The 19,490-nt window shown below is 66.2% G+C and carries 15 protein-coding genes; 9 read left to right on the forward strand and 6 right to left on the reverse strand.

The window, feature by feature from the left end; genetic code table 11:
* Nucleotide 1: 1 nt before the first annotated feature.
* Entirely contained in the window at nt 2–487 is a 486-nt protein-coding gene (locus Q8K49_RS01555) for a MerR family DNA-binding transcriptional regulator (RefSeq protein ID WP_305303666.1), read from the reverse strand.
* Between the two features lie 49 nt (nt 488–536).
* Between Q8K49_RS01555 and Q8K49_RS01560 the strand changes: the two genes are divergently transcribed.
* Entirely contained in the window at nt 537–707 is a 171-nt protein-coding gene (locus Q8K49_RS01560) for a DUF2256 domain-containing protein (RefSeq protein ID WP_305303667.1), read from the forward strand.
* Nucleotides 708–767: 60 nt separating this feature from the next.
* Here the strand turns inward: Q8K49_RS01560 and Q8K49_RS01565 are convergent, their stop codons facing one another.
* Entirely contained in the window at nt 768–1,526 is a 759-nt protein-coding gene (locus Q8K49_RS01565; RefSeq protein ID WP_305303668.1) for a hypothetical protein, read from the reverse strand.
* Between the two features lie 97 nt (nt 1,527–1,623).
* On the opposite strand from Q8K49_RS01565, the gene Q8K49_RS01570 reads away from it, so the two are divergent.
* The gene (locus tag Q8K49_RS01570; RefSeq protein ID WP_305303669.1) at nt 1,624–1,974 is read left to right on the forward strand and encodes a cupredoxin domain-containing protein; all 351 of its coding nucleotides are present in this window, start codon (nt 1,624–1,626) and stop codon (nt 1,972–1,974) included.
* Between the two features lie 2 nt (nt 1,975–1,976).
* Nucleotides 1,977–2,798, forward strand: coding sequence for an FTR1 family protein (locus Q8K49_RS01575; protein WP_305303670.1), 822 nt, complete (start codon nt 1,977–1,979; stop codon nt 2,796–2,798).
* A 192-nt stretch (nt 2,799–2,990) separates the two neighbouring features.
* On the opposite strand, the gene Q8K49_RS01580 is transcribed toward Q8K49_RS01575, so the two are convergent.
* A complete protein-coding gene (locus Q8K49_RS01580; RefSeq protein WP_305303671.1) occupies nt 2,991–3,419 on the reverse strand; it encodes a DoxX family protein in 429 nt (142 codons plus the stop codon).
* A gap of 174 nt (nt 3,420–3,593) precedes the next feature.
* Nucleotides 3,594–5,009, reverse strand: coding sequence for a protein adenylyltransferase SelO family protein (locus Q8K49_RS01585; RefSeq protein WP_305303672.1), 1,416 nt, complete (start codon nt 5,007–5,009; stop codon nt 3,594–3,596).
* Between the two features lie 204 nt (nt 5,010–5,213).
* On the opposite strand from Q8K49_RS01585, the gene nhaA reads away from it, so the two are divergent.
* Complete coding sequence (gene nhaA / locus Q8K49_RS01590) at nt 5,214–6,428, forward strand: Na+/H+ antiporter NhaA (RefSeq protein WP_305303673.1); 1,215 nt, start codon at nt 5,214–5,216, stop codon at nt 6,426–6,428.
* A gap of 228 nt (nt 6,429–6,656) precedes the next feature.
* Nucleotides 6,657–9,281: a TonB-dependent receptor gene (locus Q8K49_RS01595; RefSeq protein ID WP_305303674.1), complete on the forward strand. Its 2,625-nt coding sequence runs from the start codon at nt 6,657–6,659 to the stop codon at nt 9,279–9,281.
* 436 nt (nt 9,282–9,717) lie between these two features.
* On the opposite strand, the gene Q8K49_RS01600 is transcribed toward Q8K49_RS01595, so the two are convergent.
* Nucleotides 9,718–12,828 carry an efflux RND transporter permease subunit gene (locus Q8K49_RS01600; RefSeq protein ID WP_305303675.1) on the reverse strand — a complete coding sequence of 1,037 codons (3,111 nt, stop codon included), beginning with the start codon at nt 12,826–12,828 and terminating at the stop codon, nt 9,718–9,720.
* 2 nt (nt 12,829–12,830) lie between these two features.
* The gene (locus Q8K49_RS01605) at nt 12,831–13,964 is read right to left on the reverse strand and encodes an efflux RND transporter periplasmic adaptor subunit (RefSeq protein WP_305303676.1); all 1,134 of its coding nucleotides are present in this window, start codon (nt 13,962–13,964) and stop codon (nt 12,831–12,833) included.
* Nucleotides 13,965–14,188: 224 nt separating this feature from the next.
* Here Q8K49_RS01605 and lepA point away from each other — a divergent pair, with 224 nt between their 5' ends.
* The 4 genes from lepA to Q8K49_RS01625 all read left to right on the forward strand — a co-directional run bounded on the left by lepA (nt 14,189) and on the right by Q8K49_RS01625 (nt 19,233).
* A complete protein-coding gene (gene lepA / locus Q8K49_RS01610) occupies nt 14,189–15,997 on the forward strand; it encodes a translation elongation factor 4 (protein WP_305303677.1) in 1,809 nt (602 codons plus the stop codon).
* A 400-nt stretch (nt 15,998–16,397) separates the two neighbouring features.
* A complete protein-coding gene (gene dcm, locus Q8K49_RS01615; RefSeq protein WP_305303678.1) occupies nt 16,398–17,576 on the forward strand; it encodes a DNA (cytosine-5-)-methyltransferase in 1,179 nt (392 codons plus the stop codon).
* On the forward strand, nt 17,569–18,018 hold the full coding sequence (locus Q8K49_RS01620) for a very short patch repair endonuclease (RefSeq protein ID WP_305303679.1): 450 nt from the start codon (nt 17,569–17,571) through the stop codon (nt 18,016–18,018). Before dcm ends, Q8K49_RS01620 begins: the two co-directional genes overlap by 8 nt.
* Nucleotides 18,019–19,233, forward strand: a complete 1,215-nt coding sequence (locus Q8K49_RS01625) for a type II restriction endonuclease (protein WP_305303680.1) — start codon at nt 18,019–18,021, stop codon at nt 19,231–19,233.
* Nucleotides 19,234–19,490: the final 257 nt, after the last annotated feature.

The following is a 19,490-nucleotide window of genomic DNA, read 5'->3' on the forward strand; positions in this document are numbered from 1 at the left end:
GTTATGCTCTCGCTTTGAAGGGCTGGTGGTGGTGGTCCGGGTTGAGCCGGGCCTTGAGGAGATTGGCGTATTCGTCGGCGCCGGGCAGCAGGTCGGGGCGGTGCTCGCCCAGCTTGCGCTCCATCACGGCGCAGGCTTCCTCGGCCGTCTCGATGGCGGCGTCGAGGTCTTCGCGCTGCTGTTTCAGCGCCGCGATCTGGGCCCGATGGCGGCGCAGGGCGACCGACATCTGATGGGCGTTGTGATCATCGTGGTCGTAGAGATCCAGCATCTCCTGGATCTCCAGCAGGCTGAAACCGATGCGGCGGCCGCGCAGGATCAGCTTCAGCCGTGCCCGGTCGCGGGCGTCATAGACCCGCGTCTGACCCTTGCGGGCCGGGGTCAGCAGACCCTTGTCCTCATAGAAGCGCAGGGCGCGCGCCGTCGCCCCGAACTCGCGACAGAGCTGACGGATGGAATAGGTGCGATGATCGTCGGCGGTCGCCATACAGCCGTCATAACTTGACGTGCACGTAAAGGGAAGCCTTTAGCTCGGCATGGGTCGCAAACACGTCAACCTCTGCAATGCCCCTGACAAACGCGATCTGCCGCAGCAGACTTGGGTCGTCTGCGGCCGGCCGTTCTCCTGGCGCCGGAAACGGGCGCGGGACCGGGAGGCGGTGAAGGTCTGTTCGGACCGTCGCCGGGCCCTTAGGCGACGTCGGTAATATCAGCTCATACCCGCCTAGCTACGGTCACGCTGGCGGCGCGAGCTCGGCAGCCGGGTTCTAGAACCGTCGCTCAAGCGCGACCAGCAGGCGGATCTGGCCGTCGGTATGGTCGCGGGCGGCGCCGGCGGCGAACAGGTAGCCGGCCTCGATCTCGAGTTCGGCGGGCAGCCAGGACGGGTGGGTCTCCCATTTGGCCATCGGGCCGATGTAGTGGGCCTGACGGCCGCCGAGGGCCCCGGCAACGCCGAGGTCGCCGAAGGCCTCGAGGCCGAGACGCAGATAGGGCGCGACCTCCCAGGTGGTGGAGGCGGCGTAGCCGTATTCAGTGGTGTTCTCGCCGGGCCGGTCGGTCAGGGGCTTTTTCACGACCAGATTGAGCAGGGCCTGGAAATTGTCCTGCGTTTTGGCCAGCAGCAGCTTGCCCTCGGCGACGCCGGATTCATTGTGGATGCGTTGTTCGTATTCGCCATAGAGGCCGACATCGATGCCGAGGCCCGGGATCTGGCCGACATAGACGACGCCCTCGACGGCGATGGCGTCGAGCTTGCGTGCGGCCCCCGGCTCGTCCTCGACCTCGGCCAGGACGGCGAGGCTGAAACGGTCGCTGAAGCCGTGCTCCAGCTCGTAGACCGTGGTCTGGTCGCCGTCGGCGCTGCCACCGGACAAACGTCCGCTGCGTACCTCAAACTCGGTCAGGCCGTTGTTGACGTAGGGCGTATAGACTGTCTGGCCCAGGCCGGGTTCGGCCGCGGCCGCGCCGGCCCAGCACAGGGCCAGGGTGAAAACGCCGGCGGCCGCGGATCGTGCTCTCGTCATAGTCATTCCTGTAGTTGAGAGGCAATCGCGTATTCCATCTTGCGAACGATTGTCAATCGCGGTAATCCCCCACGCCTGGTTTTGGAGTGTTATGACAATGAAGCGCCTGTCCCTGCGGCTGTTGGCCGTGGCCCTGATATCCGGACTTTCCGCGACCGGCAGTTTCGCGGGTGGTGAGCCATCGGTGACGGTGACGCTGCGGGACCACCGCTTCACCCCGGCGACGGTAACCGTGCCGGCACGGCAGCGGGTGCAGGTGGTGCTGATCAATCAGGATCGCGCCACCGAGGAGTTCGACAGCCACGACCTGCGCATCGAAAAGATGGTTACGCCGGGCGCGACGGTGCGCTTCTTCATCGGCCCGCTGCGGCCGGGCGCCTATGAGTTCGTCGGCGAGTTCCATCCGCTTACCGCCCAGGGCCAGATCGTCGCCGTCGCGGGGCAATAGTCATGCTGGCGGCGCTCCTGATCGTCTTTCGCGAAGTGCTTGAGGCGGGACTGATCATCGGCATTGTGCTGGCAGCGACCGTCGGCACGCCCGGGCGGCTGCGCTTTATCGGCTACGGGGCCGCCGGGGGTCTCGCCGGGGCCTGTCTGCTGGCGGTGTTCGCCCAAGGTCTGGCCGAAGCCTTCGCCGGGGCGGGGCAGGACCTGTTCAATGCCGCCGTCCTGGGTGTCGCGGTCCTGATGCTGGCCTGGCACACCGTCTGGATGGCCGGCCATGCCCGGGCCCTGTCACAGGACATGACCGCACTGGGCCGATCGGTGGCGGTCGGCGACCGGACGCTGGTGGCTCTGGCGGTGGTCGTCGGGGTGGCGATCCTGCGCGAGGGGGCCGAGGTGGTGCTGTTCCTGTTCGGCATCGTTGTCGCCGGCGGCGAGGCCCCGGCGGCCGTCCTGCTTGGCGGCCTGGGCGGCATTGTCGTCGGCGGGCTGTTGTCCTGGCTGATCTATCGTGGCCTGTTGATCATTCCGACCGGCCGGCTGTTCGGGGTCACCAACCTGCTGCTTAGCCTGTTAGCCGCCGGCATGGCGGGACAGGCAGCAGTTTATCTGGTCCGCGCCGGCCTGCTGCCGCCACTGGGCGACCAGATGTGGGACACCTCGGCCAGGTTGCCGGACAACGGGCTGCTTGGCCGGTCGCTGCATGTGCTGGTCGGCTATTCCGATCGCCCGATGGGGATTCAGCTGGCTGCCTACGGGGTGGTGCTGGTCAGCCTGCTGTTGTTGCAGCGCCGCATGGCCGCCCCGGTCCCGCGCGGCACTGGGTGATTTTTCACCAAGGATAGCCCTGCCCCTATCCATCCGGCGTCTGGGCTTCTGCGCATGGATCTGGCGCTCTCGTGTGCCCGAAAGCTGGAGCGTGAATCCCCAGTCCACCCTCACGTTAGAACGATGTCCGCTTCCCGACCGGCCCGCCATTGCGAATATCCGCTCGTCGAAGGTGGACGAAGCCCCAGCCGATCACCCTTGGCGAACTTCGCGCGCCCTTTTCCACAGGACCGGCGCCGTGATGGCGATCAGCACCAGGTTGGTCACCGCCGGGCCGACATCCAGGCCGGTGGCGTGGACGGCCAGCATCACGACCTCCAGAGCCAGCAGGCCGCTCGCGGCCATGACGAGCAACGGCCGGCCCTGTTTCCAGGACACCAGCGGGGCCAGCACCAGGACGGCGAGGATGATCTCGGCGATGCCGAGGCCGCGGACCAGGGTCGGCGCCACCAGGGCGGGCCAGCGCATCAGCTCGATCAGATTGGCCATCGGCTCGCTGAGCTTTGCGTAGCCGGCGGCGATGAAGAACATCGCGATCCACCCCTGGAGCGTCCAGAGCGTCAGATTGCGGTAGCTGGCGTTGAGGCGCGAACGGGAGGGGGAGAGAGTCTGAGAAGTCATTTTGGTTACGCCGGGGAGGGCGCTCTTGTTATTTGCAACAGCAGCGATGTCGGATCGCAATAGCCGTCCCGCAAGGGTGCGAAGCGTGAGCGTAACCATCCGTGACCGCCTTCTGCGTGAGCTACGGGGCCAGAGCGTGGCCGTATGCATAATTCCTTGTAATCTGACTTCGATTTAGGCGGGGTTAAGCGACAGAACCTGGCGGGCGGTCTCCAGACGGGCCAGCTTGGCGTACAGCGGGGACCAGTCGTCATCCGCGTCGATGGCGGCCCATAGGGCCTCGACCTCGTCGATCAACATTTCCTCGGGCTCGGGAGCGGCGAACATCGGCGCCTCCAGCCGTTCCGGCCGGTCCGGCGCGTGTTCGAACAGGGCGAAGCGGAAGGCGTCGAAGGTCTCGCCCTGATACAACCTGCCGCGCGGTCCCTGCAGCGCCCGCGCCGAGGAGGCGAAGCCGCCGAACCAGTCGAAGAACAGCGGCTCCCAGCGCAGCGCCTCGCCGCCCTCGCGCAACAGGGCCAGGGTCGTGTCCAGCAGCCGCTGGTCGGCCGCCTCGCCGAGGGTTTGTACCCCCAGCCGTTCGAGAAAAGCCGCCCGCAGCTCGCGAATATTGGCCGGGCCGAATCCGTTCAGGGCTTCGGTCAGGGGCTCGGCGTCCGCAACCAGCTTCAGCGCCCCGCCCAGCTGGGTCAGGGCCCAGAACACCGCTTCGGGCTGGCGCGCGAAGGCATACAGGCCGGTCTGGTCGAAATAGGCGGCGGTGAAGCCGGGCTCACAGAGCGGCAGGAAGCGCCATGGGCCGTAGTCGAAGCTCTCGCCCGTGACGTTCAGATTGTCGGTGTTCAGCACCCCGTGGACGAAGCCCGCCGCGATCCATCGCGCCGCTAGCCGCGCCGACGCCTCGACCACGGCGCGCAGGAAACCGGGCACGTCTCCCGCCGCCACGGCCGGGTGGTAGAGCGCCCGGGCGTGCTCGATCAGGGCCTCGACCATGTCGGCCCGGCCCAGATAGGCCGCCCGCTGAAAGGTGCCGAAGCGGATATGGCTGTGCGACAGCCGCACCAGCACCGCCGACCGCGTCGGCGACGGCTCATCCCCGCGTTCCAGATCCTCTCCGGTCTCGATCAGGGAGAAGGCCCGGCTGGTCGGCACGCCCAGCGCCTCCAGCATGGCGGCGGCCAGCGCCTCGCGCACCCCGCCCTTGAGCGTCAGCCGTCCGTCCCCGGCCCGCGACCACGGCGTCTGCCCCGAGCCCTTTGTTCCCAGGTCGAGCAACCGGCCCCGGGCGTCCCGCATCTGGGCCGCCAGAAAGCCCCGCCCGTCGCCAAGGTCGGGGTTGTAGGTGCGGAACTGATGCCCGTGATAGCGCATGGCGAGGGGGCCGGGCTGGCCGGGCAGAGGCTCGAACCGGCCGAAATGGGCGATCCATTCGGCGTCGGTCAGCGCCTCCAGACCGACGCTCGCGGCGGCCCGGTCGTTGCGGACGCGCAGGATCGTCTGCGGGAAGTCCGCCGCCCGGACGGCGTCGCCATAGTCCCCTCCCAGTTCGAAGAAGCGCGGATCAGCGGCATAGGCGGGCGAGACGGGCATCCGGCGCAGATGCGGTCTCCCGCCTTGGGACGCAACCACTGGCCTGCGGTTGAACGCCGCGCGCCCCCGGGTATTGTGGGACGCAGAGATCAGGCCGGTTCGCCCCGGTCAGGCTGGCGCCCATGCAAAATGGTGCGAATCCGGTCCGGCGTCCGTCGATAACCTGACGCCACGACAGTCCTTTCCAGACTTCCGGAGACCGCCGTGGCGCGCAAGATCACTCTCGACTTCCTCAAGACCGAGGCCGCCTCCGGCATGGTGCTGGGGCTTGCGGCCGTGGCGGCTCTGATCGTGGCCAACTCGCCCCTCTCTCCGGCCTATTTCGGCTGGCTGACGAGCGAACACATCCTGCAGGTCGGCCCTCTGCTGCTGGAGTTGACGATCTCTGAGTGGATCAAGGAAGGCTTGATGGCGATCTTCTTCCTCGTGGTGGGGCTGGAGATCAAATACGAAATTCTCGAGGGCGAACTCAGCGATCCGCGCAAGCTGGCTACGCCGGTGCTGGCGGCGGTGGGCGGTATGGTCGCTCCGGCCGCGGTCTATCTGGCCGTCTCCGGCCTCATGAACGGGCCGCACGGCGGATGGCCGATCCCGTTGGCCACCGACATCGCCTTCGCCCTGGCGGTTTTCGCCGTGGCGGCGCGCAGACTGCCGTCCTCGCTGCGGGTCTTTCTCCTGACCCTGGCGATCGTTGACGACCTCGGCGCCATCGCCCTGATCGCCGTCCTGTTTTCCAGCGGAGTCGACTGGGTTCCGCTGGCCTGGATCGCCGGCCTGCTGGCGGTCGGGGCCGTGTTCGCGAGGGGGCGACGGGTCGCCGCCCCCTTCTGGGTGCTCGGTTTCGGCCTGGTCTGGTATCTGACGGTCCTGTCCGGCCTGTCGACCTCGCTGACGGCGGTGGCCTTTGCCCTGATCGTGCCCGTGGTCGATCGCAAGGATGACGGCCAGAGCCCGCTGAAGGAGGCGATGCACGACCTGCACCCTTGGGTCGCCTGGCTGGTCCTGCCCCTGTTCGCCTTCGCCAAGGCCGGCGTATCGTTCGCCGGCCTGTCGCTGGAGCAGGCCTTCGCGCCGCTGGTGCTGGGCGTCGCCCTGGGCCTGTTCGCGGGCAAGCAGATCGGGGTGTTCGGCGCCGCCTGGCTCGCTTCGGCCCTCAAAATCGGACGCCGCCCCACAGATGCGACCTGGCTGGAACTCTATGGCGTCAGTCTGCTGTGCGGGGTCGGGTTCACCATGAGCCTGTTTGTCGGGATCCTGGCCTTTCCGGGAGCCATCGACTCGGCCGAACAGGTCGAGGCCAAGTTGGGGGTGCTGGGCGGCTCGTTCCTGTCCGCCGTCGCGGGGGCCGCGGTTCTTGCCGTGGCGACGCGTCGGCGCACGATTTTGGCCGAAGCGTCCACGGATACTCACACGGACTAGGTGAATATTGACCTAGCGTCATCGATTTCTGTCGCTTTTACGTCACAGTCAGGCTTCCGCCGTGGCGGAAATGAGGCGCTGAGGCCCGCCACGCCTTGTCGCTGAGTCCGGCTTGGACTACCCCGGAGACTGGACTTTCCGCGCTCCACAGAAGGGTGCGGTCGAGGGATCAGGAAACGCTGAGGCCGCCGTTCATCACGGGGGCCCGGCCCATGTCGGGGAGCCACCATGCGCCTTACCAATCTTCTTCGCACCACTGTGTCGGCCGCCGTGGTCGGGGCCTGCGCCTTCGGCTTCGCCGGCGCCGCCTCCGCCCAGGACACGACCCAGGACGGACCACAGACCATCGACGACATCATCGTCACCGCCCAGAAGCGTGAGCAGAACCTTCAGGACGTGCCCATCGTGGTCACGACCCTGTCGCAGGAAACCTTGCAGGACGCCGGCGTCCGCGACATCAAGGACCTGCAGATCCTGACCCCCGGCATGACCGTCACCTCGACGGCGTCGGAAGCCTCGACCACCGCCCGCATCCGCGGCGTCGGCACGGTCGGCGACAACCCCGGTCTGGAAAGCTCGGTCGGCGTGGTCATCGACGGCGTCTATCGCTCGCGCAACTCGGTCGGCTTCGGCGACCTGGGCGAACTGGCCCGCATCGAGGTTCTTAAGGGCCCGCAAGGCACGCTGTTCGGCAAGAACACCTCGGCCGGCGTCATCAACATCCTCACCGAGGCGCCCTCGTTCACCCCCGGCTTCAACGGCGAAGTCACCATGGGCAACTACGGCGCCTGGGGCGTCGCCGGTTCGGTGACCGGCCCGATCAACGACCAGGTGGCGTACCGCTTCTATGCGGCCACCCGCGAGCGTGACGGCTTCATGAACATCGACACCGGCGACGGCCCGCGCGGGGAAACCGATGACGGCAACCAGAATTTCTCGACCGTCCGCGGCCAGTTGCTGATCCTGCCGAGCGACAGCGCCTCGATCAGGCTGATCGCCGACTATTCGACGCGCGACGAGTACTGCTGCGTCGGCACCCAGATCCGCACCGGCCCGACCTATCCGTTCGTCAATGCGCTGTCGAACGGCACGGGCCAGACGCCTCCGGCCGCCGGCTTCGGCGCGCTTCCCTTCTCCCGGACGGCGTTCGCCAACCGCGGAACGGACCAGGAAGTCGAGGATATGGGTCTCTCGGCCGAGGCCAATATCGACCTCACGTCGATGAACGCCACCCTGACCTCAATCACGTCGTGGCGTAACTGGGAGTTCGTCAACGGCCAGGATTCAGATTTCACCGGTGCCGACGTGGCCTATCGTCTGCCCGACGGCGATTTCGGCTTTGACGTCGAGAACGTGACCCAGGAACTGCGTCTGGCAGGTCAGACGGGCCGTCTGGACTGGCTGGTCGGCCTGTTCATGACCCGCGAGGAGATCGGCCGTAACGACAGCTTCTACCTGGGGGCCGACTACGCTCCCCTGCTGTCCTTCCAGCTCAGCGCCGCCCTCAACGGAGCTAACCCCCTGATCCCAATCAGCCCGGGCATCATCGGCTGCTTCACCCGGGCCGGAACCACGTCGGCGCAGATCCAGGGTTGCCTGGGCACTGGCGGCGCCATGCCCTCGCCCAGTCCCCTGGCCCCGACCGGACCGGCCTTCCCGGCCGGCCAGTCGCTCGAGGACGTCTACGCCCAGCGCTCCGAGTCGATCGCCATCTTCACCAACAACACCTTCGCGGTGACCGACCAGTTCGATATCACCCTCGGCCTGCGGTACACCTACGACGACAAGAGCCTCCGGGGGCTGCAGACGAACGGCACCGGCGCGGCGTCCGGCACCTGCGCCGCCGGTCTCGGCAACCAGGCCGCCATCGCCGGGGCGATCGGCGCCGCCAATACGCCCCTGATCCTCGGGCGGCTGTGCCTGCCCTGGTCCAACCCGTTCTACGCCGGGCGCACCGTCTCGGAGAACGAAAGCGACGGCCAACTGTCCGGCACCATCAAGGCCTCCTACCGGATTTCGCCGGCGGCCATGATCTACGGCTCGTTCGCGCGCGGCTACAAGAGCTTCGGCTACAACCTTGACCGTGTGCAGACCGGGATCACGCCGAACGCCTCCCTGCTGTTCCCGTCCGAAGTGGTGGACAGCTATGAGCTCGGCGCCAAACTGACCCTGCTCGATCGCTCCCTGCTGCTCAACGCCACCTATTTCGACCAGAGGTTCCAGGACTTCCAGCTCAATACCTTCCTCGGCACCTCCTTCGTGGTCGAATCGATCCCCGAGTTGACCTCGCGCGGTGTTGACGCCGACTTCCTGTGGTTCTCGCCGCTTGAGGGCCTGAGCTTCCAGGGCGGCGTGACCTGGACCGAGGCGGAGTACGGGAACTTCACCGCCGCCGACATGGCCAATCCCGGAAACTTCCCCCAGTTGTCGCTGCTGCCCGGCGCCCGGGCGTCGTTCGCACCGGAATGGTCCGCCACGCTGGCGATCAATTTCGACCGCGACATCGGCGCGGGCCTGCGCACCGGCTTCAGCCTCGCCGGCAAATATGTCAGCGACTACAACACCGGCTCCGACCTGCTGCCGTTCAAGAACCAGGACGCCTTCACCACCCTGAACGGGCGCATTCTGATCGGGTCCCAGGACGAGCGCTGGACGTTCGAGGTTTGGGGCCAGAACCTCACCGACGAGGAATACACCCAGGTCGCCTACAACGCCTTCCTCCAGGGGTCGGCGTTCCAGAGCACAGTCCAGCCGAACGGCACCTTCTACAACCCGGCGCGCGACACCCAGACCTACAATGCCTTCCTGGGCGCACCGCGCACCTACGGCGCGACCCTGCGCATCAAATACTAAGACCCCCGTCGCAGGACGGAGATCAGGCCGGCCGGGGGAAACCCCGGCCGGTTTTGTTTTGGGGAAGACTGATCCGGTGAAGACGATGAGACGGTCTGGGGGGGCGACGACCACGGCCGCGGCGCTGATGGCGGGCGGCGCGGCGGCGGCCGAGGATTGGCGCTCATGGTGATGGATCTCGAGATCGACTGCGCCGGGTCCCGGTAGCGAGTCGTGCACCAGCCGGGCTTCCTCGCCGGGGGAGCGCCGCTCGAGACGTTCCCCGGACGCGGCGTGGCAGCCGGTCCGGTCTGATACGCCCGCCGGCGCGCTCGCGGCCGTGCTTTGCGACGCCCGCCCGTTGGACCCGGGGTCGTCCGCCGATGTCGTGGCGTTCAAGCGCTTTGCGGACGACCTTTCCCGCCGTCGGCGGGGAACAGGCCGCCCGCCTCAGAATCTACAGGTCCCGCGCCCCGCCGGTGCTGACCGTGCGGCCCCCGCGCACCTTGCGGGCGATCCATCGTCCCGCCTTCATCACATTGCCCGGCCCGCGTTTCACGAAGCCCGGGAAGTCATCGACGATGGTGAAGATCGGCGGGATGAAGAGCAGCGACAGGAAGGTCGAGGAGATCAGCCCCCCGACCACCGCAATGGCCATCGGCTGGCGAAATTCGACATCGGCGCCCCAGCCCAGGGCGACGGGCATCATGCCGGCCCCCATGGCGAAGGTGGTCATCAGGATCGGCCGGGCCCGCTTGTGGGCGGCGTCCATCAGAGCGTCCAGCCGGGTCATGCCCTCCTTCTGGGCGATGACCACATAGTCGACCAGCAGGATGGAGTTCTTGGCCGCGATGCCCATCAGCATCAGGACCCCGATCAGGGAGGAGATGGAGAAGCTTGAGCCCCCGATCATCAGGGCCACGAACGCGCCGCCGATAGCCAGCGGCAGGGACGCCATGATCGTCACAGGATAGGCGAAGCTGCGGAACAGCAGCACCAGCACCGCATACATCAGCAGGATGCCGGTGGCGAAGGCGGTAGCAAATCCGACGATCATCTCCTGGATGAACTCGGTGTCCCCCGCGGGAACCTGACGGACGCCTTCGGGCAGGTTGTTGACCGAGGGCAACTTGTTCACCAGCGTGGCCGCCTCCCCGCTACGGATGCCGTCCAATTCGGCGGTGATCGTCGCGATCCGCGACCGGTCCTGGCGCAGGACCTGCGAGGGTCCCGCCCCGAACTGGATGTCCGCGACGACGCTCAGAGGCACCGACCCGCCCGAGGCCGTCGGTACCCTGAGGTTCTCGACCACCGAGAGGTCTTCCCGCGCATCCCGATTTAGTCGCAGGCGTATCGGCACCTGACGGTCGCCGAGATTGAATTTGGGCAGATTCTGCGCGATGTCGCCGATCGTCGCCACCCGGACCGTTTGAGAAATGGCGCTGGTCGAGACGCCCATCAGGGCAGCCTGATCCGGGCGGGGGGTGACCAGAATTTCCGGCCGCGCGATCGCGGCGGTATTGACCACATTCGCCAGCCCCGGAACGGTCCGCATTTCGGCCTCTACCCTGCGCGCCGCCTCGAGCAGGGTTGTCCCGTTGTCGCCCAGGATCGAAAACTGATAGCTGGTGCCGTCGCTGGGACCTCCGCCCTGTTGGGCGATGCCGGCGCCGATGCGCGCTCCCGGGACGGTCTTCCATCCGTCTACCATGGTGCGGGCGAAGGCCTTCTGGCTGAGCGATCGATCACCCTTGCCTACCAGGTCGGCATAGATATTAGCCTGGTTGACATCCTGTCCGCCGATCGCGGCGTAGACTGAGGTGACCTCGGGCCGCTCCCGCAGGTCGCGGGTCAGCCGCTGAACTACGGCGTCTGTCTGTGCGAGGGTGGCGCCGGGCGGCAGTTCGACCGAGAAGCTCGCTCGACCGCGGTCTCCGCTGGCGAGGAATTCGAACGGCACCTTGGTCGCCAGGAATCCGCATCCGACGAACAGCGCCGTCCCGAGGGCGAACACCTTCCAGCGGTTCTTGAGGCTCCAACCGAGCGCCTTCAGATAGCCCGACATCCAGGAAGGGTCTTTGTCGTCGTGTTTCTGGTGCTTGAGCAGATAGGCGGCCATCAGCGGCGTCAGGGTACGCGCCACGACCAGCGAGAAGGCCACCGAGATACAGGCCGCCAGGGCGAAGGCCTTGAAGAACTGACCAATGATGCCCGGCATGGCGCCGACGGGCGCGAAGACGGCGATGATTGTGGCCGTGGTGGCCACGACTGCGAGGCCGATCTCGTCGGCGGCTTCCATGGAGGCGTTGTAGGGCGTTTTGCCATCGCGCATGTGGCGCACGATGTTCTCGATCTCGACAATGGCGTCATCGACGAGGATCCCGATGGTGAGCGACAGCGCCAGCAGGCTGATGCCGTTGAGCGACTGGCCCATCGGCTCAAGGACAGCGAACGTCGGGACCAGCGACATGGGGATGGCGGTGGCGGTGATCAGGGTGGCGCGCCAGTCACGCAGGAAAATGAAAACGACGATGACTGCCAGGACGGCGCCGAGCGCCAGGGCTTCCAGCGAGGCGATATAACTTTCCTCGATCTCCTCGACGCTGGCGGTGACCTGCTCGATGCTCAGTTCCGGGCGCGCCTCGTCAATCTGCGCCACCGCTTCACGGACACGCTCGGCGATCTTGACCTCGCTGGCCGAACGCGAGCGCAGGAAGTTGAACGTCACGGCCTCCTGCCCGTCGTAACGAGCCAGGCGGCGCGGTTCGCTCCAGTGATCCTCGACCGAGCCGAGGTCTCCCAGCCGGACCGTGCGGCCCCCGCCCAGGGGGATGAGGGTTTCGCGCAACTGTTCTATTGAGCCGGCTGCCCCGAGGGTGCGGATCGACCGTTCTGAACCGGCTACGGTAACGCGCCCGCCGGGCTGGTCGCTATTGACGCTGGTCAGAGCCTGGCTCACCGAGGCGGCCGTGACGCCGTAGGAGGCGAGGCGGTCCGGATCCAGCTCAACCGCAATCTCGCGGCTGACGCCACCTGAGCGGTTGACCTCGCCGACGCCCTGGATCGCCAGCAGGGCGCGGCTGACATCATTGTCCACGAACCAGCTGATCTCTTCCGGCGTCATGGTCGAAGACCGAACGACCCAGGTGATCAGGGCGTCGCCCGTGATGTCGATCCGCTGGACGCTGGGTTCCTGCATATCCTGCGGCAGGCTGGCGCGCAGGCCGCTCATGGCGTTGCGGACGTCGTTGGTGGCGCGTTCGGTGTCGGTCCCCAGCTCGAACTCGATCGTGGTCGAGGACGAGCCGTCGGTGATCTGGGAGTTGATGTGGCGGACACCCGACAGGCCCGCGAGGGAGTCCTCGATCAGTCGCGTGACCTGGATCTCCATCTCGCTCGGCGCCGCGCCGGGACGGGCCGCGTACACATTGACCAACGGAAAATCGATGTCCGGATTGTTGTTGATCCGCATCCCAAGGAAGCCGTTGATCCCGGCGAGGGTCAACAGCACGAACAGCAGGATGATCGGGATCGGATTCCGGATCGACCAGGACGACAGGTTCTTCATTGTCAGGCGCCCTGGTTCCTGGCCGGAACGGCGGCGGGCGCCACGGTCACGCGGTCGCCGTCGCCGAGGAATCCGGCCCCGGCCACCACCACGCGCGAACCCGCCGTCAGTCCGTCGACCGCCGTCTGGTCCGCCACGCGCGACAGCACGGTGACCGGCTGGAAATGGGCGCGGTTGTCTCCGCGCACGACAAAGACCCCGGCGCGGTTCTCGCGGTACAGGACCGAAGCGGTCGGCACGGTCACGGCCGGCTGGGCTCCGACCTGGATGCGGGCGCGGGCGAACATGCCGGGGCGGAAGCCGCCGCCGGTCAGCGAGATGCGGGCGGTCCCCAGCCTGTTCTCGGCATTGACCTCGGAGGTGACGATGCGGACGCGGCCGGTGGCTTCACCCACCTGATCCGAGGAAATCACGGCGGTCTGGCCCGAGCGGACCAGAGCCAGTTCGGTCTCCGGCACCTGTGCGTCCAGCTCCAGCCGGCCGTCGCGGACGATGCGGAACAGTTCGGTCCCGGCGCCCACGATCTGGCCGCGGGTGACGCTGCGCCGGATCACCTGACCCGAGACGGGCGCCTTGATCGTGGCCTGTGCCAGACGCATGCGGGTCTCGGACAGCGAGGCCTGAGCGGCGGCGACATTGGCGCTGGAGGCGCGCTGGTTGGCGAGCGCCGTATCCAGCGAGGCCTGGCTGAGGAAGCCGCGCCCCTTCAGTTCCTGGGCGCGCTCCAGCGCCGCCTGATCCCGCGCGGCGTTGGCCTGGGCGGTCTGCACCGCGGCCTGCTGCTGCCGCAGCTGGGCGCGCAGCACGGCGTCATTCAGCTGCACCAGCGGCTGGCCCTGTCGCACCCAGGTTCCCTCATCGACGAAGACTCCCGTGGCCGTCAGGCCCCCGGTCTCGGCGCCGATCGGCACCTCTTCCCAGGCCGAGACGGTGCCCGAGGCGGTGACGGTGCGCGGCAGGTTCTGCAATGACGCTACGGCGATCGAGACGGTCTGGCTGGACCCCCCGCCGCCGGCCTTGGTCTCGGCCTTGGCCTCCGCCTTTCTGGCCGCCTCGTCGCCGCCGCACGAGGCGAGCGCGAGAGCCAGGACCGTCATGGCCGCGCCGGCCAGGCTGTTCCGCACAATGTTCGCCACGTCTGATCCCCATGGACGCTGCGGAGGGGAGCCGTGCGTCTCGCGTTCGGGTCGCCCGCCTGGGCGCCGCTGTCATCAGCCGTTGAATAGCGGTTTCACCGCCGCTTCTCAAACGCCAAAGCGCGGCCTTACGGCGAAGTAATCCGTGCTGGAGCCGGTGGCGGAACAGTCCGGAGACGGCGCGTCCGTTGGCGATCCGGCCCCGCCGTGCTACCGGCGCGGCCATGACGACCCCTCCCATCGACCGCATCCGCAATTTCAGTGTGGTCGCTCACATTGACCACGGCAAATCCACGCTTTCCGACCGGCTGATTCAATTCACCGGCGGCCTGACCGCGCGCGAGATGAGCGCGCAGGTGCTCGATTCCATGGATATCGAGAAGGAGCGGGGGATCACCATCAAGGCCCAGACCGTGCGCCTGAACTACCGGGCCAGGGACGGCCTCGACTATGTGCTGAACCTGATGGACACGCCCGGCCACGTCGATTTCGCCTATGAAGTCTCGCGGTCGCTGGCGGCGTGTGAAGGCAGTCTGCTGGTCGTCGACGCCTCGCAGGGCGTCGAGGCCCAGACCCTGGCCAACGTCTATCAAGCCATCGACAACAACCACGAGATCGTCCCGGTCCTGAACAAGATCGACCTGCCCGCCGCCGAGCCTGAGCGGGTGCGCCAGCAGATCGAGGATGTCATCGGCCTCGACGCCTCGGACGCCGTCCTGTGCAGCGCCAAGTCGGGCATCGGCATCGAGGAGGTGCTGCAAGCTATCGTAACGCGCCTGCCGGCGCCCAAGGGCGATCCGAACGCGCCGTTGAAGGCCCTGCTGGTCGACGCCTGGTACGACCCCTATCTGGGCGTCGTGGTGCTGGTCCGCGTTTTCGACGGCACGCTCAGGGCCGGCCAGCGGATCAAGATGATGCAGCACGGCTCGACCCATCTGGTCGACCGCGTCGGCGTCTTCCTGCCCAAGAACACCCCGGTCGACCAGCTCGGCCCCGGCGAGATCGGCTTCTTCACCGGCCAGATCAAGGAGGTGGCCGACGCCGCCGTCGGCGATACCATCACCGACGAACGCAAGCCCACGACCGAGCCGCTCAAGGGCTTCAAGGACGTGCAGTCGGTGGTCTTCTGCGGCCTTTTCCCGGTCGATGCCGCCGACTTCGAGGACCTGCGCGCCGCCATCGGCCGCCTGCGCCTGAACGACGCCAGCTTCACCTTCGAGATGGAATCGAGCGCCGCCCTCGGCTTCGGCTTCCGCTGCGGCTTCCTCGGCCTGCTGCACCTCGAGATCATCCAGGAGCGGCTCTCCCGCGAGTTCAACCTCGACCTGATCGCGACCGCCCCGTCAGTGGTCTACAAGATCGCCCAGCGCGACGGCTCGGAGATGGAGCTGCACAACCCGGCCGACCTGCCCGACGTGATGCAGATCATGGAAATCAGCGAGCCGTGGATCAAGGCGACCATCCTGACCCCCGACGAATACCTCGGCGGCGTCATCAAACTGTGTCAGGACCGCCGCGGCTCGCAGGTCGAACTGTCCTACGTCGGCGCCCGCGCCCTGGTGGTCTATGAGCTGCCGCTGAACGAGGTCGTGTTCGACTTCTACGACCGCCTCAAATCCATCTCCAAGGGCTACGCCTCGTTCGACTATGAGCTGTCGGACTACAAGGTCGGCGATCTGGTCAAGATGAACATCCTGGTCAACTCCGAGCCCGTCGACGCCCTGTCCATGCTGGTCCACCGCGGCCGGGCCGAGATGCGCGGCCGCTCGATGGTCGAGAAGATGAAGGAGCTGATCCCGCCCCATCTGTTCGTCATCCCCATTCAGGCGGCCATCGGCGGCAAGATCATCGCCCGCGAAACCGTCCGCGCCCTGCGCAAGGACGTGACCTCCAAATGCTACGGCGGCGACGCCACCCGCAAGAAGAAGCTGCTGGAGAAGCAGAAGGCCGGCAAGAAGCGCATGCGCCAGTTCGGCAAGGTCGAGATCCCGCAGGAGGCCTTCATCGCGGCGCTGAAGATGGACGATGATTGAGGTCAGGGAACGCCGGGTCCGCGCCGGCCCCTTGTCATCCCGGACGCAGCGACGCGAAGATCCGGGACGCTCGATCACTCCCGGCTCCCTCCCGGCCGCGGCGCCAGCCGCGAGCCGGGAGACGGGTCGGTACACAGCCCGGCGCCCACCCGTCTCCCGGATAATCGCGCCGCCCGCGGTCTGGCCTTCGGGGGCGAGGTGTTTGATGTGTCGGTGAGCAAGCCGGGCGGCGAGAAGGGCGTGGGGGTGAGGCTGGTTTAATGGGGGCGGTTCGGTAGAACGGACGAAACTTGGCAGCCTTGGGTTGGTAAGTCCTTGTTCCTGACTTGTTCTCCTGGCAGAATCTCCCCAGTCTGCCACCCTCAACAAGCGCGGAATCGCCGTGTCGGAGTATGCCCTCATGGTGAAGCAGGCCGGACAGGCGACCGCCGACGCGGCTGTGAGGCGGGGATATATTGACGGCCCGGTCACGCCTGCGAGTCCGCAGCCAAAGCTGAAACTGCTGCGCGGGGGCAAGGACCAACCGCCCGGCGACTTTACCTTCATTGACCTGTTCGCCGGCATCGGTGGTCTTCGTCGCGGTTTCGAATCCATCGGCGGTCGGTGCGTCTTCACCTCCGAGTGGGACAAGTTCAGCCAGCAGACTTACCGGGCGAATTTTCCGGACGATGACCACGAGATCAACGGCGACATCCGCGCCGTCGAAGCCGCCGACATTCCGGCCCACGATGTCCTCCTGGCCGGTTTCCCGTGCCAGCCCTTCTCCATCGCAGGCGTATCCAAGAAGAACGCCCTCGGACGCGCGCACGGCTTTGAGGACAAGACCCAGGGCACCCTGTTCTTCGATGTGGCGCGCATTATCGCTCACCATCGGCCCGCAGCCTTCCTGCTGGAAAACGTCCGCAACCTGGTCGGTCACGACAAGGGCAAGACCTTTCAAACCATCAAGGACGTGCTGACCGAAGAGCTCGGCTACACAATCGACTTCCGCGTCATCGACGGTCGCTCGTGGACGCCCCAGCATCGCGAGCGGATTTTCATCATCGGCTTCCGCGAGGATCAGGGCTTCCGCTTCGCCGATATGAAGCTGCCTGACGCCGCGCCGAAGCTGGCGGAAATCCTCCACCCCGGGGACGGGTCAGAGGTGCCGGACCAGCGGTTCACCGTCGGCAACTCGGGGCGGGTGGCTGACCGCTACACCCTGACCGACAACCTCTGGACCTACCTGCAGCGCTATAAGGAAAAGCACCAGGCCGCCGGAAACGGCTTCGGTTTCGGCCTGGTCGGACCCGGCGACGTGGCCCGAACCCTGTCGGCCCGGTACCACAAGGACGGGTCGGAAATCCTGGTGAAGCAGGAGGGCAGGTCGCCCCGTCGGCTGACGCCCCGCGAATGCGCCCGCCTGATGGGTTTCGATGATCCCCAAGGGAATGAGTTCCTCATCCCGGTGTCGGATACGCAAGCCTATCGCCAGTTCGGCAATTCTGTTGTGGTGCCGGCCGTGAAAGCCGTCGCCGAACATATGAAGCCGCACCTCTTCGCTGCGCTCGGGAAACGGCCGAAGGCCGGGCTTGGCTGACGTCGTCGATCCGGCGACCCGCAGCCGGATGATGTCCGGCATCCGGGGCAAGAACACCAAGCCGGAACTGCTGATCCGCAAGGCGCTCCACGCGCGGGGTTTCCGCTACCGGCTGCACTGTGACCTGCCGGGCAAGCCGGATATCTGTCTGCCGAAGCATCGGGCGGTGATCTTCGTCCACGGCTGCTTCTGGCACGGGCATGGGTGCCATTTGTTCAAATGGCCGAAGACGCGACCGGAATTCTGGCGGGCGAAGATTGGGCGGAACTGCGAGGTCGATAGAGCGGCGGATAGTCGTCTGTTGGATAGCGGCTGGCGAGTGGCGGTTATCTGGGAATGTGCCTTGAAGGGCCGGGAACATCTGCCACTTGAGGATGTGATCTCGACCTGCGCAAACTGGTTGAACTCAGATCAAATGCGGCTTGAGATCAGAGGAGGATAAGTGCGTCGAGGCATCCTGTCGGACTTGTTCGCTGGTGTCGTTACGAAGCGGCTGACGCTTGTCGAGACCATTTCGGAGCGGTCAAACCAGCACGAAATCCAAGGCACGCGACCACTCAGGAGCCTTCTGGGCGAAGATGACCGACGCGGGATTCCGACCCGGTTTATCTGGGTCTCGGACAAGCAAGAGGCGCTTTCCGAAGAGGGATTCATGAGTTGGTCGGACGTCCGCAAAGGGAAGCCGCGGGCGGCAGAGTTCCATCTCTACTATTCGGGGAATTCAGTCACGGAACGGATGCAGGAAGGCGACCAGCTGTTCCTGGCGCTCCAGCGGGACGATTCACTGCTAGTGATCGTCACACCCGCCGCCAGCACCATCCAAAACCAACTTCTGTGGCTGTTCAGCTTGCCACAGCAACCAGACTTCGATTTCAGCCTTCAGAAGATCGACGAGAAGCACAACGTCGAGCTGGATTTTGCCACCCGGTACATTCTTGAAGAGCTTGGGATCGAGTCGGAGGAGCCGGAAGCGGCGCGGCTTGACGAGCTGATCGAGAGGTTTGGGCTGGTCTTTCCAACCACTCGGATCTTTTCCGAGTTTGCCCGAGCGTCATTGCCGGAGGTTTCGGCCGCCGACGATCCCGATCATGCGTTGATCGAATGGATGGATCGCGAAGAGCAGCTCTTCCGCCGTCTCGAACGCCGGATTGTCGCGGACCGAATTGGGAACGGATTTCAGTCACCCAGAGGGATAGATGTGGACGGTTTCCTGTCCTTCTCCCTCAGTGTCCAGAACCGTCGAAAATCCCGCGTTGGTCTGGCCCTTGAGAACCATCTTGAGGCGGTATTCACCGCACAGGACGTTGGCTACCAGCGCGGCGCCGAGACGGAAAATCGCAACAAGCCGGACTTCCTTTTCCCAGGTGGCGAACAGTATCGCGATCGGGTATTTCCTGCTGAACGCCTCACAATGCTAGGGGCGAAGTCCACGTTGAAGGACCGCTGGCGGCAGGTTCTGTCGGAGGCGCAGCGCATTGAGGAAAAACATATACTGACGCTGGAGCCCGGTATTTCCGAGAACCAGACTGATGAGATGCAAGCGAAGCACTTGCAACTCGTCATACCGCGTCGGCTGCACAGCACCTTTCGCTCAAGGCAGCAGGAGTGGCTGATGACCGTCGCGGACTTCCTGTCCGTCGTTCGAGCGCGACAGTAGCCGGAGCGGTCAAGCCGGCTTCCCTCTTTCGTCATCCCGGCGAAGGCCGGGATCCAGCGGCGCCGAAGGCGATCTGTTCAGGCACCGTGTCCGCGACAGCTTCGCGCTCACGCGCGCCGCTGGGTTCCGGGTCTGCGAGCCGCTGCGCGTCTCTGCGCCCGGAATGACGAAAGCGGAGGGTGATGGCGTGAGGGGCGGGGCCTCTATTCCGACACTCCGATTTCAGCCGCAGCCGGCGTTTCCGGCTTTCTCCTCAG

This window comes from Brevundimonas sp. (assembly GCF_030682035.1).
Taxonomy (GTDB): Bacteria; Pseudomonadota; Alphaproteobacteria; order Caulobacterales; family Caulobacteraceae; genus Brevundimonas.

Excerpts from the sequence above, each read along its gene's own strand:
- Q8K49_RS01555 (WP_305303666.1), bottom strand. The coding sequence starts at position 487 with ATGGCGACCGCCGACGATCATCGCACCTATTCCATCCGTCAGCTCTGT.
- Q8K49_RS01560 (WP_305303667.1), top strand. The coding sequence starts at position 537 with ATGGGTCGCAAACACGTCAACCTCTGCAATGCCCCTGACAAACGCGAT.
- Q8K49_RS01565 (WP_305303668.1), bottom strand. The coding sequence starts at position 1,526 with ATGACGAGAGCACGATCCGCGGCCGCCGGCGTTTTCACCCTGGCCCTG.
- Q8K49_RS01570 (WP_305303669.1), top strand. The coding sequence starts at position 1,624 with ATGAAGCGCCTGTCCCTGCGGCTGTTGGCCGTGGCCCTGATATCCGGA.
- Q8K49_RS01575 (WP_305303670.1), top strand. The coding sequence starts at position 1,977 with ATGCTGGCGGCGCTCCTGATCGTCTTTCGCGAAGTGCTTGAGGCGGGA.
- Q8K49_RS01580 (WP_305303671.1), bottom strand. The coding sequence starts at position 3,419 with ATGACTTCTCAGACTCTCTCCCCCTCCCGTTCGCGCCTCAACGCCAGC.
- Q8K49_RS01585 (WP_305303672.1), bottom strand. The coding sequence starts at position 5,009 with ATGCCCGTCTCGCCCGCCTATGCCGCTGATCCGCGCTTCTTCGAACTG.
- Q8K49_RS01595 (WP_305303674.1), top strand. The coding sequence starts at position 6,657 with ATGCGCCTTACCAATCTTCTTCGCACCACTGTGTCGGCCGCCGTGGTC.
- Q8K49_RS01600 (WP_305303675.1), bottom strand. The coding sequence starts at position 12,828 with ATGAAGAACCTGTCGTCCTGGTCGATCCGGAATCCGATCCCGATCATC.
- lepA (WP_305303677.1), top strand. The coding sequence starts at position 14,189 with ATGACGACCCCTCCCATCGACCGCATCCGCAATTTCAGTGTGGTCGCT.
- dcm (WP_305303678.1), top strand. The coding sequence starts at position 16,398 with ATGGTGAAGCAGGCCGGACAGGCGACCGCCGACGCGGCTGTGAGGCGG.